We start from the raw sequence: 14279 nt of genomic DNA, 5'->3' as shown, positions 1-14279 counted from the left end.
ACCAGACGTTGAGATGGATTCTATAAAGATGTATGGCAAGACCTCTTGTTAGCCAGCAATACCGATGAAACTGTATCTCCGTTACGCTGAGCTATGCGCCACAAAACCATTAAACAGATGCTATGACCCATCTGCGGTGCATGTGAAATGGGAGGTGGCCGTAGCCACCCTGTTTTACGACGCCGCGCACGCCAGGTTGTCGTTGGAATTGCGAGTCTTTGGGGGCAACAAAACCGAACTCTTCAATTGTGAGCTCTGGAGACAGACATGCGACATGGCCATTGTCTTCACGCCCAATGATGGCGGCGTTGCAGTGCCTGCAGGGCATGCTTATCTCAAGGGTAACCAGCTACACACCAGACTCAAAGTGGGTTATTCGTTTCGAATGCAAGTCGACAGTCAAGCAGCACACTTTGTTGCCTTGCTGGGCCAAGCCAAAAGCCATGCAGAAGATCGTTCAGGTCCACGCCAGAACACAAGGAGCGAAAAACGGACACGCATGGGACAGAGGCAGCCTCGTTCTATGCAGTCGACGGAGTGCCTGTCAGAGCAGATGGATCGGGCGATTGACGTGGAGGAATTTGATGACTTTGGCGAAGAAGACCTAAGACGGCTGCGCGGCGCAAATGCCATTCACGAGACAAAGTTTCACCGACGGTGATTTCGTTATTGCGTCGTGCCGAGTCTGTGGACCAGGATGAATCAAAAGGAGGCTTGCCGTGGCCTATTGGTCGCATTTCTCCCAGAGAGTGGTTGATACATGTTGACACACAGGGTGGGCTCGTATAAACTTGTATCAACATTTCAGAGAGGTGTCCAAATGACGGTAGCAGTTTCAGTTGAGCAGACGGTCCAGGAGTGGGGCAACGGCCTTGCGGTGCGTATCACTGCCCCAGTGGCCAAGGCTGCGCGGTTTACCCGTGGTCTGCCGATCAAAGTGGAAGTGGTTGAAGGTGGTGTGTTCTTGCGCACTGTAGGCAAGCCTAAATTGACGTTGGCCCAAAAGCTCAAGGCGTTTGACCCAGTCATTCACGGCGGCGAAGTCATGGCGACTGGCCGTGTCGGCGCTGAAGTGTTCTGATGGCGACTCCGAGCAAGCTCTGGGTGCCAGATCGGCGCGACATGATCTGGATCGATTTCAATCCGCAGGTGGGCTCGGAGATGAAGGACGAACATCCAATGTTGGTGTTGTCATCCAAGGCGTTCAACGAGCGCACCAACCTCGTAATCGGATTGCCGATGACCCATGCACCCAGCAATGAAACCAACCCATTTGCCGTCAAATTTACGTCACCCAGAGGTGAGGTCTGCTTCGTGTTGGCGCATCAGCCAAAGTCATTCGCGTGGCGCGATCGTGGCGCTCGACCGCACGCGTGGAAGCAAGTGCCACCAACGGTATTTGAATCGGCATGTGAAGAGTTGAACGGGATCATCTCGATCTGCGTCTAAGTGCACAAGGACCACAACATGCCAATTGAACAATTCAAACAAAACACAACCCCGACACCTAAAGGCGCCTCTATGAATGAAGTCGAATTGAAGCAGCAAAATCTAGCCAAGATCGTCAAGATCGGCGTCATGTTGGTGGTCTGCGCCGTGCTGGGGCCGTTGGCTTACCTGGCGATCAAGGGAATTGTTGGCCTTGCAGCGTTTGGTGCGTTGGCCTTTATTGGCTACAACGCAGCTCCGGTAATTGCCTTGAAAGTTGCAAATGCAAAGTATCGCGCACTGGATAACGAGAAGATTTCGCATATTCAGAAAGTAGTGAAAACCGCCTCTGAAAATCCGATCGAGACCGCTACTTCGCAGTCACAGGCCTATAAGGCGCGTGCAGCCAAGTACCTGGAAGGCATCACTGCCTACAGCACCGAAGTCAATAATTTTGAGACAATGACCGCTGACTTTGCAAAGAAATATCCTGAAACCGCACCCCGCTACCGGGAGCAACTGATCACCATGAAGAAGGCATTGGCCTACAAGAATGACAAGTACAAGGAGCTCATCGAAAACATCAAACTTATGGATGACAAAATCGCATTTTTGACGGCCAACTGGAAGATGAGTCAGGCCTTGATCAAGGTAAATGCGTTGGGTGGAGTGGATGGTGGGGATCCGATGGAGCAGCTCAAAGCGGATGCCGCCATCGACGCTGTGGTGAACTCCATCAACCGTGCTTTTGCGGAGATGGATGCGTCAGTATTGGCTGACTCCGTGGCCAAGGGTGGCACCACGATGAATCGCGCTGATTTGCTGAACAACACGCCTAGCCCGTCCTTGCCGGGACTCGATTCGGCAGAAGGCGCCAAGAACATCAAATCCCTCAACTGAAAAAGCAACCCATGAATAAAGTACTTTCCGGAATCGTCATCCTGTTGTTGGTGTTGGTAGGTGGTTACTTTGTGGACGACGGATACAAAGCCAAAGTCGATCACCTACTGCACAGGGGTGGAGCTGCAACGGTCGCCACATCCAATGGTGGTGAGTCTGATTGGAATGACGCCAAACCCAACGTCTCAGGCAATTCCGCGTCTACACCGAATGGCGGTGCACTATCCAACATCCTTAAGACCGGGTTGGTGCGTGTGAGTGCGCAAAATCCTTCCAAGCCTTTCTATTTCCACGACAACCGCGGCAACCCCAAAGGTTTCAATGTGGACTTTATGAAGGCCCTGTTCTCTCAGAGCGAATTTGGTGGCCAACAGATAAAGCTCGACACCAGCCACGAGGTGGATGCATATGAAAAGGTTCCCAAACAATTGCTCGATGGAAACGCGGTTGATATTGCCATTGACGGGTTGACATTCAACGATGATGATTTGAAGGGCGTTGTCTACACGATCCCTTACGTAAAGGACTTTGGTTATGCGTTGATTGCCCAAAAGAGTTCCAACATCGTGTCTGTAGAGGCCGCCAATGGCAAGATCATCGGTGTACTCAAGGGTGATCCTGATGCCATGGCCTTCGCCAAACTCAAGTTCCCTAATTCACGGATTGTCGAACTCTCCGACAAGGCTGACCAGAATGGCAAGTGGATTGTGGATTTTGTCGAATCTCATCAGGTCGACGCTGTGATGTATGACTATCCCTTTGCCTTATCTGAACTGGAAGGTACTGATATGCAGTTCGTTTCACCCAAGATTGCGGGTAGTGACATTGAGTACAAAATCGGTGTTCGTGCTGGCGATAGGGATTTGCTTGAAGCCTTGAATGCTGCAATTCGCAAGGTGACGGCCACAAACGGATATACCGAGATGCTCAAAACTTACTTTATGAGCAACAAGGTGGTTACCGCCCGGGCTGCCGGCAGCAACGAAACGGTCTATGTGGTGGTTCGTGGTGACACTTTGAGTACGATTGCTCAGACCCATTTGAGTGACAAGAAGCGCTACCCAGAAATTCAAAGTCGCAACAATTTGGCAAATCCTAACTTCATTTCGGTTGGCCAGAAGTTGGTGATTCCAAAATAGAAGGAAACCCATAGCAAACAAGTCTCCCCACGCTAGGTCATTCGCAACCTGTGCAGCACGATGAAGCAAAATCGCCCGCCAATGCTTCTTGGATGGGGGGACATTTGACCGTCCCGTAGCTGCAAAAGACGCAGCACTCGCCTGCAAGCGGCCGCAGGACAGCCTTGCAGGCTTCGCATTCATAGAAAAACTGGCACGCGTCGCTCGGCATTTCAAGCTCTGCTTTGTGGCCACATTCAGGGCAGGTCAACACTGACTTCGTTTGGATGGTCGCGTCCATGCAAGTCAGTTCGGTTTGAGACAATGGCAATAGACGAAATGCTGGAGCGCCCCCCAGGGGGTTTTATGCTCTTCGCTGGCATGTTCAAGCAGCTCAAAGGCTGGTCCAAACTCGCCATGCAATTGGGCGTGGTTATAACGCGCGACGGGCAAGCCACTGCATTGTTCAGGGCCGTCGGGAGCGAAAGTCGCGACAATCACATGCCCTCCGGGTTTTACGGTTTTCATGACTTGCTGGACGTAGGCCAAGCGATCCGCAGGGTCGGTTAGGAAATGGAAGACGGCACGATCATGCCAAATATCGTAGGACTGCTCAGGCAGCTCTACATGGCGAATGTCGCCAGCGATCCATTCGACCTTTTCGCCGTTGACGCCAAGCCGCTTGCGCGCAACCTCGAGCGCGCAGGCCGACAGGTCAAGGACCGAAATGTGTTCAAAGCCGTCAGCTAACATATCGTCCACCAGAGTGGATGCGCCGCCGCCCACATCGATGACCCTGGCGTCGGGCTTTGGGTGGATCGAGCGGATGATTTCAAGCGAGCGCGTAGCATGCTCTTGAAACCAACTGACGTTGTCCGCCGACTTCGTTGTGTAGACTTTTTCCCAATATTCTTGTTCTTTCATCGCGCAGCTCCGTTTGTCAATGCGTGGTTATATTACCCGTCAATGCGCTTCGTTGTCGACTTGGGCGGAGCGACTGACCCGATCATGTATTCGCGCACTAGTTCGCGCGCGCGGTGGAGGCGGCTCTTGATGGCACCGTCCTGCTCGCCAAGGCGCTCGGCGATTTCGGCGATGGTGAGTTCTTCGAAGTCGCGCAGCAACACCACCTCGAGGTAGTGAGCGGGCAGGGATTCCAAAGCAGCGGCCAGATCGATGCGCAGGTCGTTGTCGGTCTTGCAAAGCAGTTGGTGCTCGGCCTTGTCCTCGTCGAGCTCGTCGGTCTTGAACATCATGCGTTCGAGCTTGCGGCATTCGCGCTTGATGACGGTGAAGAGCCACGACGAGAAGGCGGCAGCGGCTTTGAGTCCCTTGACCTTGCGCGAAATGACCAGAAGCGACTCCTGGACGGCATCGTCCACGTCGCTCACCTGGCAGTGCTTGCGGGCGTAGCGGCGCGCGTCGGCCTGGCAGACGGCGAGCAGTCGCCCAATGGCGGCCGGGTCGCCCGTCTGCGCGGCGCTTATCAGGCTATCCCGTTCGACGGTTCCGCTGGCCGCCATCGTCAGGCTCCCTTGTCGAGATTGCGGCCGACCATGGCGCACATCGGGCAAAAGCCGAAGAGGCCGGTCATCGACAGCATGGCGCCCATAATGCCCGCGCCCATGGCCAGAGGCGAACCCCAGCTCATGGCGGCGAACCCCAGAGCCATCAGGCCCATGACGATGCGCAGAGCGCGCTCCCAGTTGGGGACATTTTTAACGTAGAACATGGTGATCTCCTTTGATCCGTTGGTGTGTGAGGACAGCCCACGCTTGCTAAGAGGCAGTTGGTTCGCAAAACGGTTCGCGGGAGATGAAATAAACATGTTGCCCCGTTTGGTTTACATCTGCGCGGCGACCAGATTGCCGTCGAGGATGAAGTTGCGGTCGGTGGGATTCGCCGACTTGATGTGCAGGGTGCCCGCTCCTTTGAGGCCCTTGAAGCCGCCTGTGCCGGAGACAACTTCCCAAAATCCGTTGTCATTGAGCTCGGGCTTGCCGTCCTTGCCCGGTAGGAAGATCGCGCGCACGGTCCACTTGATATAGGCGACATTGCCTTCGCCCTTGGTCGCAACGAGGTAGCCCGATGGATCGCCGGAAACGCCCGGCACGATGTCGTGGCGGCCGAACTCGACGAACTGGGCGCCATCTAAGATTCCGGTCCCGGCGGCATTGCCTTCGCGCCGGACCATCAGCACAAAGTGGCCCGAGCCGTCTTTGAAGTCGAGCTTGATTTGCTCTTTGGGGACCATGGTCGCCTGCACATTCAGAGGGTCGGCCATGGCCGACCCTGCGGTCAATGCGACCCCCAAGGTGGCGAATGCGATAGCCTTGCTCAGAGTCGTCTTCGCGGTTTTCATGAAAGTCCTTTCGATTGATGTTCAGATAACAACATTAGAAGCGCGTTGTCAATTTCGTGAGCCAAGCGGGTGACTGGTCCACCAGCCAGGTCTCGACCGGCTTGTCCGCTCCGGACAGGATCATGGCCGCCAAGGCGATCATGATGGCCCCGAGAATCAACTTGCCGGTCTTGCCTGCCTGCATCAGTTTGCCGCGCATCTTTGCCATGGCGCTGCGGCTGACATAGGCGAGGGCGACGATGGGCAAGGCCGCCCCGATGCCAAATACCCCCATGAGAAGGGCCACCTGCGGAAGATGCGATCCTTGACTGGCCAAGACCACGGCCGCGCCCAGCGTCGGACCAGCGCAGGGGCTCCACACGACGCCCAGCACAAGGCCAATGGTGAACTGGCCCCAAAGGCCGTCGAGGTTCATGCGCGAGAGCAGGTTGTTGCCCGCGTCCCCAATGCCGGAGGTGGCCGAGGCGAAGCGTTGTTGCAGGCGGCCCGACAACAGCACGAAGCCCAAGAGCCCCAGGATGGCAGCGCCGACGTTTCGGAATACGGATGCGTCAATGTCCAAGGCGGAGCCCGCCCAAGCCAAGCCAGTGCCGATGACGGCGTAGGAGAGGGCGAGCCCCCCAGCCAAGGCCAAGGGCGCGCGCGGATGGGCGTTGGTGGCCGAACCCAACAGAATGGGAATGATCGGCAGCACGCAAGGCGAGAGCGTCGAGAGAAGCCCCGCCAGAAGCCCGAAACCGTAGGAGCCTAAACCGAACTCCATCAGTTGACCGTCTTCTTGATGAGGCCCTCAAGGCCTGCGGGCGTGGTGTCGCCCACAGAGCGTCCCACTTCCTTGTCGCCCTTGAACGCGACCAACGTGCTTTGCATCGTCACCTTGAACCTTTTGAGCGTGGGTTTGGCCGAGTCGAAGTCCAAGGTCATAAGCGTCACGTCCTTGTAGGCGGGCTGCTTCATGAGTCCGTCAATGATGGGCTTTTGCTCCTTGCATGTCGGGCACCACGTGGCACTGATGTCGAGCACCACGGGCTTGCCCTCATGGGTCAGCTTGTCGAACTCCGTCTGGTTGAACGGTTTGATATCCCCGGCCATGGCCAGCGACATGAGCGAGGACAAGGCAAGCAGGGCAGCGGTTTTGATGAGTTTCATGGAAAGTCTCCTGGAAGGTTAGTGGGATGGTTTGAAAGTCTTTTGAACGGTCAGCAGGTAGGCGGTAAGGCCCGCCAGCTCCTTGGAGTCCCAAGGCAATAGCATGGCCGCCATGGGCATGACCATGCAGCCTTGGATCATTTCATCCAGATAGACCGTTTTGCGGCCCAGTTGTTCTGTGGCCATGGCGACGGAGTGCGGATAGGGCTTGGCGAAGCTGGCCTGGGATGCGCCATGGTCGGTGTGGCAGGAAGCGCAGCTCATGCCGTTGGTGGAGAGCTTGGTGTCATTGAAGAGCTTTTCGCCCAGGGCGGCGTCCCCAGCCATCGGCTTGTAGCCTGCAGGTCGGGTGATCTGGGCTCCGGGGTCGCCCGCCGCAAATGCGGCCGGGATGGCGAGGGTGGCAATGGCGGCGGCGAGCAAGGCGGTCAGTAGTTTGGACATGGTGATCCTTGGTGGTTGTCCTGCTAAGAGGCGGCAATTTGCCAAAACGGTTCGCGGGGGGCGGAAATATTTATAGGTTTGTCGGCCGGGCGGCGTTTCCCTTACAAATTTGAGCTGCGCCAGTCCATTCCATCCGACGTTTTGCTGTTTTCCGTGCGGGTTCAAACTTTTTTTGCATGGCCGCGAACCCGATGCCGCAGTCACCGCCTCTTAGCTTCCGAGGGTCACAACCTCGCAACCCAAACCAACGAACCCAAGGAATCGATATGAACACACGTTTCAAGATGGCATCCCTGGCAGCCCTGACCGCCGCAACCCTCGCTTTGCCCGCAGCCGCCCAAGACATGAAGGACGGCGCCAAGTGCGCGTCCAAGGCCGGAATGTCCAAGTGCTGCGCGAAGTGCTCGGGCAAGTGCTGCGCCAAGGACATGAAGAAGGCCAAATGCGCCCCGAAGTGCGCTCCGAAGAACTGATGGCCAGGGCCAGTCGTCGAACCCTGCCGTCACGGGACGGCGGAGAACGCTCGGCTGGCCTGGGCCTGCTTGAAACCTACGCGGGATTGGCCGAGCGAGGCGCGCACCTGTTCGGGGATTTGCTTGGCGGGCAGATGCCAAAGCAGTGGAGCCACTATCCAGAAGAAGACGCGATCGACCAGGCAAGCGGGTTTCATTGGTTCTACCACTCGCACTCCCCGGAAGATCGGCCGGGGGCCTCCGAGCACGGCCACATCCATTTGTTCGCGCGGCGCAAACTGTGGGCGAGAAGGCTCAGGTCATCCCGCGAGATAGCTTTTGCGAAGTTGACTGGCGAGCCAGCGTCAACCGAAAACACACGCCATCTTCTGAGCATTGGCTTCGACGCCAAGGGCATCCCGACGACTCTATTCACAGTCAACAGTTGGGTGACGGGAGACCGGATTCTGAGCGCGGACCTGACGGCCGAACTGCTGACCGATTTGAAGCTCGACACAGGCAACGAGGCTGTCGATGCCGTGATCGAATCGTTGGTCCGTTTGTATCGGAGGGAGGTTGGCGACTTGCTGAATCAGCGTGACAAGGCGCTGTTCGGATGGAAAGGTGACAACGTCTTGTCAGACGAACAACTTGAACTGCTATCGGAGATCGCGATCAATGTGGACGAGAAATTGTCCTTTCAATCTGCGCCGAATCAAATCTGACCATTGCGCAAGGGAGATCACGAGCTAATATGCGTTGATCGAGGCGCATATCGAGGTGTCAATGCAACGGACGGTTTTTACAATTCCCGGAATGGACTGCGTGTCCGAGGAGCGCCTTGTCAGGATGGCTCTGGCCGGGGAAGCGATCAAAAGCGTGGATGTCGATTTGAGCAAGCGGCGCGCGATAGTTTTGCATGAGTCCGCGCCTGAAAATATTTTGGAGCTCTTGGCGCCATTGAAATACGGGGCCGAGGTGGCCGAGTCGGGCGAGTTCAAACCTGAGTCGGCAATGCCGATGTCTTCCGAAGCGGACGAGCGCTCCACATTGCGGGTCTTGTTTTCGATCAACGCGGCTATGTTCCTTGTTGAGTTAGTCGCAGGAATTGCTTCGCAATCGACCGGCCTCATCGCGGATTCTCTTGACATGTTTGCCGACGCGGCCGTCTATGCCACCAGTTTTTGGGCGGTGGGGAAAGCGTTGTCTTTCCAAACTCGTGCGGCCCGTGTAAGCGGCTATGTGCAATTGGCCCTGGCCCTTGGAGTTTTCGCGGAAGTGCTGAGGCGCTTTGCTTTTGGAAGCCATCCGGAGGGGATCGCGATGGCGGCCGTCTCGGCGATGGCTTTGTGCGCCAATGTGTTTGGGATGTTCCTGATTTCAAAGCATCGAGGCGGCGGCGTCCATATGCAAGCGAGTTGGATATTCACGAGCACCGACGTGATGGCGAACCTTGGTGTTGTCTTGGCGGGGGCGTTGGTGTTTGTGACGGGTTCCCCGATTCCGGATTTGCTGGTCGGAGTAGGGATTGCCTCCATCGTGTTGGCCGGAGCTTTGAAAATCCTTCGCTTGGCGCGCGTCACCCACGGGTGATGGCCGCTTCGCCCATGCGCGCCCTGCGATTGGGGCGGCGTTGATTCCGTCCGGAATTGGTTACTTGCTAAGTCAAAGGGCATGCATGACATTATCTGAATTTATGCTTGTGGTTTGAGCAGCGCCGAGTCGCGCAGCAGTCCACATCCTTTGACTTTCATGGAGGGGTGGCAATCGGAGCGCAGCGCCAAAAGCGATCGCTCCAATTTGGCCAAGTTGCGCCGTTGCTCGCGAACCTTGGCAATATGCTCGTCAAGCATTTCATCCACGTCGCCGCAATTGGCCTCGGGCGTGTCTGCCAGAGCAAGCAAGCTCTGAACGTCTTTCATGCTCATGTCCAGCACGCGGCATTGAACGATGAACCGCAAACGTTTTTCCGCGTCCGGGCCGAAGCACCGATAGTTCGAATCGGACCGCGCGGACTTCTCCAACAGACCTTGTTGTTCATAGTAGCGAATGGTCTCCACGGAGACGCCCGCTTGCTTTGCCAGTTCACCGATGCGCATGGGGTTGACCCTCGTGTGGCTTCAGGGTTTACAGTTTACTTGACCAATATAAGCAGCGGCATTGCGCAAGTCAAATTCATTCGAATTGCAATGCGAACTTCGCTCAAAACCGGTGTTTGGTTGGCCAGCCTCTCAACCTTTTTTTGGAGACCCGCCATGTCATGCAAAACGCGATCAACTCAACAACGTCCACATTGCTGCGCCAGCAAACCCAAGCAGCAAGATGCGCAAACGGATGCAGGCAAATCCAGTTGCTCCGAACCAAGCTGTGGTTGCAAAGAGCCTGAGGTAAAAAATAGCCAGGATCACGAGACCGAAAAGTCCGTCTATTGCCCGGAATGTGCCTAGCCACGCCAGGGGCAAAAGCGTCTTTGCGAGAAGAGGCGCGCCTCTTCGGTGGCATCCGCTGTCGCGGGTGGCCGCAGCGCGCGCGAACGGACTTGGAATAGCTATCGCCACGTTTGAACACAAGGATGGTCAAGATGAATGACACACAAGTCGCACCGACGGCGGCCAGCACCGTAAAGGCGGAACTTCTCGCCGCCATGGAACACCCCAAGTGCCGCCGTTGTGGTTGCTATCAGGAGGCGGTCCGCAGCTTTAATGGTTCGTCCATTTTGAAGGCCGCGCTTCCCGGTTTGGTCGAAGAGGCATTGACCCTGTTCGAGCCTGTCAGATACGACTGCCTCGGTTGTGAGGTTTGCTGGCCGGCAGTGGCGTCCAACGCCGCTGCGGAGATTGATCCCGAGCTGGCGGAAGCAAGCCATTGCGCGACAGCCGAACCGGTCCTTCGGGAAGGGTGGCCGCCTTTGCCGGGAGACTACCAGGTTCTGCGTTTCCAAGCGCCCGTTGCAGTGTGCGCGCTGAATTCAGGCGAACTGGCCGATCAACTTGCCGCAGCGCGTCCGCCTGGCGTGGCCATCGTTGGCGCGATGCATACGGAAAATCTTGGCATCGAGCGCGTCATTCGAAACTTGCTGCCCAATCCGAACATCCGCTTCCTCCTCGTGTGCGGCGAAGACACGCGCAAGGCCGTAGGCCATTTGCCGGGGCAGTCGCTGGTGAGCCTCATGGACAACGGCCTTGACGAGAACGGTCGGATTGTTGGCGCCGCGGGCAAACGCCCCATGATCAAGAACGTGAGCGCGGAAAATGTGAATGCTTTTAGGCGCCGGATCGAGGTCATCGACTTGATCGGCGAGACCAACGTCGAAACCTTGGCCGCGAGCATTGCGGAGGCTGCCGCAAGGGACCCTGGCGCGGATACGCAAACAGCGCAGGACGCGACGAGCATTGAGGTGGAGCAGGCGGTTGAGTCAAAAAAACTCGTGTCCGACCCCGCAGGATATCTGGTGGTCCATGTGGATCGCCTGAGAAACCGCTTGGCGCTGGAACACTACACCAACGCGGGATTGCTGAGCCGCGTGTTCGAAGGCAAAACTTCGACGGCGCTTTATGGGTCGGCTATAGCGGCGGGGCTGATTAGCCGACTTGACCATGCGGCCTATCTTGGACGCGAGCTGAGCCGAGCAGAAGCTGCGTTGCACGATGGTGGCGAATACGTGCAAGACAGGGCTCCGGGCAATAGCGATGAAGAAGCCAGTCCGCCCGCCGCCTCGTCGTGCGGATGTTCGACGGGTTGCCACTGATCGGTGCATTAGCGGCATGGCATCCCTGCCAAGGTCCAGGCATTTGCGTTTTAAATGCGCGAAACGCCACATAAGCGAATTGTGGCCCGGAAGCCCGGTTTCCCGAAATACATCCCCGCCACTCCCAATGATGGATGGTTGCTTGTTGGAGATGTCGATCTACATGAATGGGAAACTGTCCAATCAATCCGTGTTGGGCCAAGCCTGACGAAAGAGCAGGCCAAACAACGCGATGGTTGCAAAGGCCGCGCCGCCCAAAAACGTTGTGGCCGCGCCATGCGCGTCCCACAGCCAACCGGCGACTCCGCTGGCCACCAGCATCGCCACGCCGCTCGCGAGATTGAAAAAGCCGTAGGCGGTCCCCCGCAAATCGGCGGGGGCCGTGTCGGCGACCATGGTGGCCAATAGCCCCTGCGTCATGCCCATGTGGATGCCCCAGAGAGCGACGCCCGCAAGCAGTGTTGTCCAATGGGTGCTGCTGGCCAGCACCAAGTCGGAGGCGGCCAGGACGGCCAACCCCATGGCCAACAGCGCGGCGTGGCTCACGCGGTCGGACAGTTTGCCAAAGGGATAGGCGGACGCCGAATAGACTAGGTTCATAGCGACCATCACAAAGGGGACGAGCGCCATGGCCACGCTGCTTTGCTGCGCCCTGAGCACCAAAAAGGCTTCGCTGAAACGCGCCAGCGTGACAACCGACCCGATGGCCACGACCCTCCAATAGGGCTTGCCAAGCCGGACGAGATTCGATCGTTGGATGGGATTGGTCCGGCGTTCGCCGACATGGCGCTCGGGTTCGCGCACGCCGAAGGCCAGCAGCGCCACCGTGAGCATGCCCGGAATCACGGCCACCCAAAACACAAACCGGAAGTCGTTGGACCACAGCAGCATCAATCCGACGGCGAGAAGCGGGCCGGTGAAGGCTCCCACGGTGTCGAGGGCCTGGCGCAGTCCGAACGCCGCTCCACGCAGATGGCTTGGCGTGATGTCGGCCACCAGCGCGTCTCGCGGAGCTCCGCGCGCACCTTTGCCAACCCTGTCGAGAAGCCGCGCCGCGACGATGAGGCCGGGTCCCGATGCGATGGCGAACAAGGGCTTGGTCAACGCGCCCAAGGCGTAGCCGAACACGGCCAGTCCCTTGCGTTTGCCAAGATAGTCGCTCAACGCGCCGGAGAACACCTTGACGATCAGGGCGGTGAATTCGGCGAGCCCTTCGATGATCCCGACGGTGAACGCGCTGGTGCCGAGGACGGTGCTCATGAACATCGGCAGCGAGCTGGTTGGCATCGTACGCTTCCGGTTCGCTTTTTATTTCGGCACTGGGAACGCATGGCCCGCGTCGCGCGAGCCATACAAGCTATTAAATAAAAGAGCGGGGTGTTCATGAGGGCATTGCGAAGCGCCAAGCCTCCAAGCACGACGAAATTGATGGACGTCACCACGATGTGAACGGCCTTGTGGTGCGGGCAATCGGCAAACCGGCTGCCAAGGCGATGGTGACGATCTGCGTCTTTTCGCCCATCTCTGCCAGGAAGAGGGCGAAGATTGTGGTGCCAAACACGCAATGGCCTTTTTAGGCATAGCGATTTCGCCTTCGTCGAGCTTGTCGGGCACCAGAATCCAGCCCGTTCTCGAAACAAGTGACGCCACGACGATCCCGTTCACGCCGGAGTGGATGCGTCATTCCGCAAGCAGGGTGCCAGTGCCGCCAGCGCCCGCGTGGATGGCAAAGGTGGCGACAAAACCGCCAAGAACGATGGGAGGGCGAATTCTATAACGGGCGGCGAGGATCAGTGAAAGCAGTTGGGTCTTGTCGCCGATTTCGACCAAGGCAACGGCGCTGGTGGATACGAGGAAAGAGTGCAGCATGGGAACTCCGGGCCGGAAGAACGCGATGACCGAACGCCTTTGCGGCCATGCGGAGGCGCATCGGTCAAAGGTCTTGCCAAACCATGGAATCACCAGCGCCTTGCTTGGTGGGCAAGTATGTTGATGCAAGCCCTCTCGCACCCGGGGGCGGCTACCCCCCAACGACTTGGGCGTGGTATCAAACGAAAAGCTTCAACTCAGGCGGACGGCGGGACATATCGGATCAAAACACTCAGTCTCCGAAAGACAGATATCAACTGTTGGGAGGTGGGCATGGCGTGCAATGAAGGATTGGTTGAACGAATCCGGGAGGTATTGGCTGGCGAGCCCGATGTCGGTGAAAAGCGAATGTTCAGCGGCGTGTGCTTCACCCTTCGTGGAAACATGATGTGCGGGGTGGTCAAAGACGAACTTATGGTGCGGGTTGGACCGGATGCCCATCAATCGTCCTTACCTAGGCCCCATGCTCGGGAAATGGATTTCACAGGGAAGCCCATGAAGGGCTATGTCTTCGTCGAAAGTCCTGGGCTGAGCGAGGACAACGAATTGAAGTCATGGATCGATATGGGAAAGAGCTTCGTCGTTCAGGTGCCTGTCAAGGCTGCAAAGCCAGCCAGAAAGGAAAAGCAGAGTCCAGGGAAAGAGCTGTGATGGATTTTCTACATGACGAGATCGCCAGTTCCTATGCATGTGTGCACATATCCAGCGGTCGCAGTACATATCTGGTTCGTCCCTCTTAGATAAATTCGCCTATATCCACCCCATCGATTTGTTCTGGCAGCAGGTATTTCTCGGCATACCGCTTGTAG

General features: G+C 57.1%; 20 protein-coding genes and 1 pseudogene. 10 read left to right on the top strand and 11 right to left on the bottom strand.

Translation table 11 applies throughout. From position 1 onward, the window contains the following. The first annotated feature begins 64 nt into the window (after positions 1-64). The 5 genes from AC1RMF_RS24805 to AC1RMF_RS24785 all read left to right on the top strand — a co-directional run bounded on the left by AC1RMF_RS24805 (position 65) and on the right by AC1RMF_RS24785 (position 3467). Positions 65-661 carry a hypothetical protein gene (locus AC1RMF_RS24805; RefSeq protein ID WP_493145108.1) on the top strand — a complete coding sequence of 199 codons (597 nt, stop codon included), beginning with the start codon at positions 65-67 and terminating at the stop codon, positions 659-661. A gap of 159 nt (positions 662-820) precedes the next feature. Then, complete coding sequence (locus AC1RMF_RS24800; RefSeq protein WP_342616778.1) at positions 821-1081, top strand: AbrB/MazE/SpoVT family DNA-binding domain-containing protein; 261 nt, start codon at positions 821-823, stop codon at positions 1079-1081. Then, on the top strand, positions 1081-1449 hold the full coding sequence (locus AC1RMF_RS24795) for a type II toxin-antitoxin system PemK/MazF family toxin (protein WP_493145106.1): 369 nt from the start codon (positions 1081-1083) through the stop codon (positions 1447-1449). Before AC1RMF_RS24800 ends, AC1RMF_RS24795 begins: the two co-directional genes overlap by 1 nt. An 18-nt stretch (positions 1450-1467) precedes the next feature. Beyond that, a complete protein-coding gene (locus AC1RMF_RS24790; RefSeq protein ID WP_342616776.1) occupies positions 1468-2328 on the top strand; it encodes a hypothetical protein in 861 nt (286 codons plus the stop codon). A gap of 11 nt (positions 2329-2339) precedes the next feature. Further along, positions 2340-3467 (top strand): transporter substrate-binding domain-containing protein, encoded by a 1128-nt coding sequence (locus AC1RMF_RS24785; protein WP_493145104.1) that lies wholly within the window; start codon positions 2340-2342, stop codon positions 3465-3467. 37 nt (positions 3468-3504) lie between these two features. On the opposite strand, the gene AC1RMF_RS24780 is transcribed toward AC1RMF_RS24785, so the two are convergent. The 8 genes from AC1RMF_RS24780 to AC1RMF_RS24745 form a co-directional block, all read right to left on the bottom strand. Then, a complete protein-coding gene (locus tag AC1RMF_RS24780; RefSeq protein WP_493145102.1) occupies positions 3505-3747 on the bottom strand; it encodes a GDCCVxC domain-containing (seleno)protein in 243 nt (80 codons plus the stop codon). Between the two features lie 5 nt (positions 3748-3752). After that, positions 3753-4370, bottom strand: coding sequence for a class I SAM-dependent methyltransferase (locus AC1RMF_RS24775; protein ID WP_493145101.1), 618 nt, complete (start codon positions 4368-4370; stop codon positions 3753-3755). A 32-nt stretch (positions 4371-4402) separates the two neighbouring features. Then, entirely contained in the window at positions 4403-4969 is a 567-nt protein-coding gene (locus AC1RMF_RS24770) for an RNA polymerase sigma factor (protein ID WP_493145099.1), read from the bottom strand. Between the two features lie 2 nt (positions 4970-4971). After that, positions 4972-5178 carry a YgaP family membrane protein gene (locus tag AC1RMF_RS24765; protein ID WP_493145098.1) on the bottom strand — a complete coding sequence of 69 codons (207 nt, stop codon included), beginning with the start codon at positions 5176-5178 and terminating at the stop codon, positions 4972-4974. Positions 5179-5289: 111 nt separating this feature from the next. Then, positions 5290-5808, bottom strand: a complete 519-nt coding sequence (locus tag AC1RMF_RS24760) for a hypothetical protein (RefSeq protein WP_493145096.1) — start codon at positions 5806-5808, stop codon at positions 5290-5292. 34 nt (positions 5809-5842) lie between these two features. Further along, complete coding sequence (locus AC1RMF_RS24755; protein ID WP_493145094.1) at positions 5843-6571, bottom strand: cytochrome c biogenesis CcdA family protein; 729 nt, start codon at positions 6569-6571, stop codon at positions 5843-5845. Continuing rightward, positions 6571-6957: a thioredoxin family protein gene (locus tag AC1RMF_RS24750; RefSeq protein ID WP_493145092.1), complete on the bottom strand. Its 387-nt coding sequence runs from the start codon at positions 6955-6957 to the stop codon at positions 6571-6573. The genes AC1RMF_RS24755 and AC1RMF_RS24750 overlap by 1 nt, the downstream gene beginning before the upstream one ends. An 18-nt stretch (positions 6958-6975) precedes the next feature. Then, a complete protein-coding gene (locus AC1RMF_RS24745; protein WP_493145090.1) occupies positions 6976-7401 on the bottom strand; it encodes a c-type cytochrome in 426 nt (141 codons plus the stop codon). A gap of 266 nt (positions 7402-7667) precedes the next feature. On the opposite strand from AC1RMF_RS24745, the gene AC1RMF_RS24740 reads away from it, so the two are divergent. The 3 genes from AC1RMF_RS24740 to AC1RMF_RS24730 all read left to right on the top strand — a co-directional run bounded on the left by AC1RMF_RS24740 (position 7668) and on the right by AC1RMF_RS24730 (position 9446). After that, positions 7668-7874, top strand: a complete 207-nt coding sequence (locus tag AC1RMF_RS24740) for a hypothetical protein (protein ID WP_493145088.1) — start codon at positions 7668-7670, stop codon at positions 7872-7874. Beyond that, entirely contained in the window at positions 7844-8578 is a 735-nt protein-coding gene (locus tag AC1RMF_RS24735; RefSeq protein WP_493145086.1) for a DUF6969 family protein, read from the top strand. Before AC1RMF_RS24740 ends, AC1RMF_RS24735 begins: the two co-directional genes overlap by 31 nt. 61 nt (positions 8579-8639) lie before the next feature. Then, positions 8640-9446, top strand: a complete 807-nt coding sequence (locus tag AC1RMF_RS24730; protein WP_493145084.1) for a cation efflux transmembrane domain-containing protein — start codon at positions 8640-8642, stop codon at positions 9444-9446. 101 nt (positions 9447-9547) lie between these two features. Here the strand turns inward: AC1RMF_RS24730 and AC1RMF_RS24725 are convergent, their stop codons facing one another. Further along, positions 9548-9952, bottom strand: a complete 405-nt coding sequence (locus AC1RMF_RS24725; protein WP_493145082.1) for a Cd(II)/Pb(II)-responsive transcriptional regulator — start codon at positions 9950-9952, stop codon at positions 9548-9550. Between the two features lie 482 nt (positions 9953-10434). Between AC1RMF_RS24725 and AC1RMF_RS24720 the strand changes: the two genes are divergently transcribed. Further along, the gene (locus AC1RMF_RS24720) at positions 10435-11601 is read left to right on the top strand and encodes a DUF4346 domain-containing protein (RefSeq protein ID WP_493145080.1); all 1167 of its coding nucleotides are present in this window, start codon (positions 10435-10437) and stop codon (positions 11599-11601) included. A gap of 183 nt (positions 11602-11784) precedes the next feature. On the opposite strand, the gene AC1RMF_RS24715 is transcribed toward AC1RMF_RS24720, so the two are convergent. After that, complete coding sequence (locus tag AC1RMF_RS24715; protein ID WP_493145078.1) at positions 11785-12888, bottom strand: MFS transporter; 1104 nt, start codon at positions 12886-12888, stop codon at positions 11785-11787. Further along, positions 12858-13470: pseudogene (locus AC1RMF_RS24710) on the bottom strand (TMEM165/GDT1 family protein). Before AC1RMF_RS24710 ends, AC1RMF_RS24715 begins: the two are co-directional and overlap by 31 nt. A gap of 273 nt (positions 13471-13743) precedes the next feature. Between AC1RMF_RS24710 and AC1RMF_RS24705 the strand changes: the two are divergent. Beyond that, positions 13744-14121 carry a TfoX/Sxy family protein gene (locus AC1RMF_RS24705; RefSeq protein ID WP_493145076.1) on the top strand — a complete coding sequence of 126 codons (378 nt, stop codon included), beginning with the start codon at positions 13744-13746 and terminating at the stop codon, positions 14119-14121. Positions 14122-14279 lie beyond the last annotated feature (158 nt).

This window comes from Rhodoferax sp. GW822-FHT04A08, from assembly GCF_058801025.1.
This window is presented reverse-complemented; position numbering and strand designations above follow the sequence as displayed.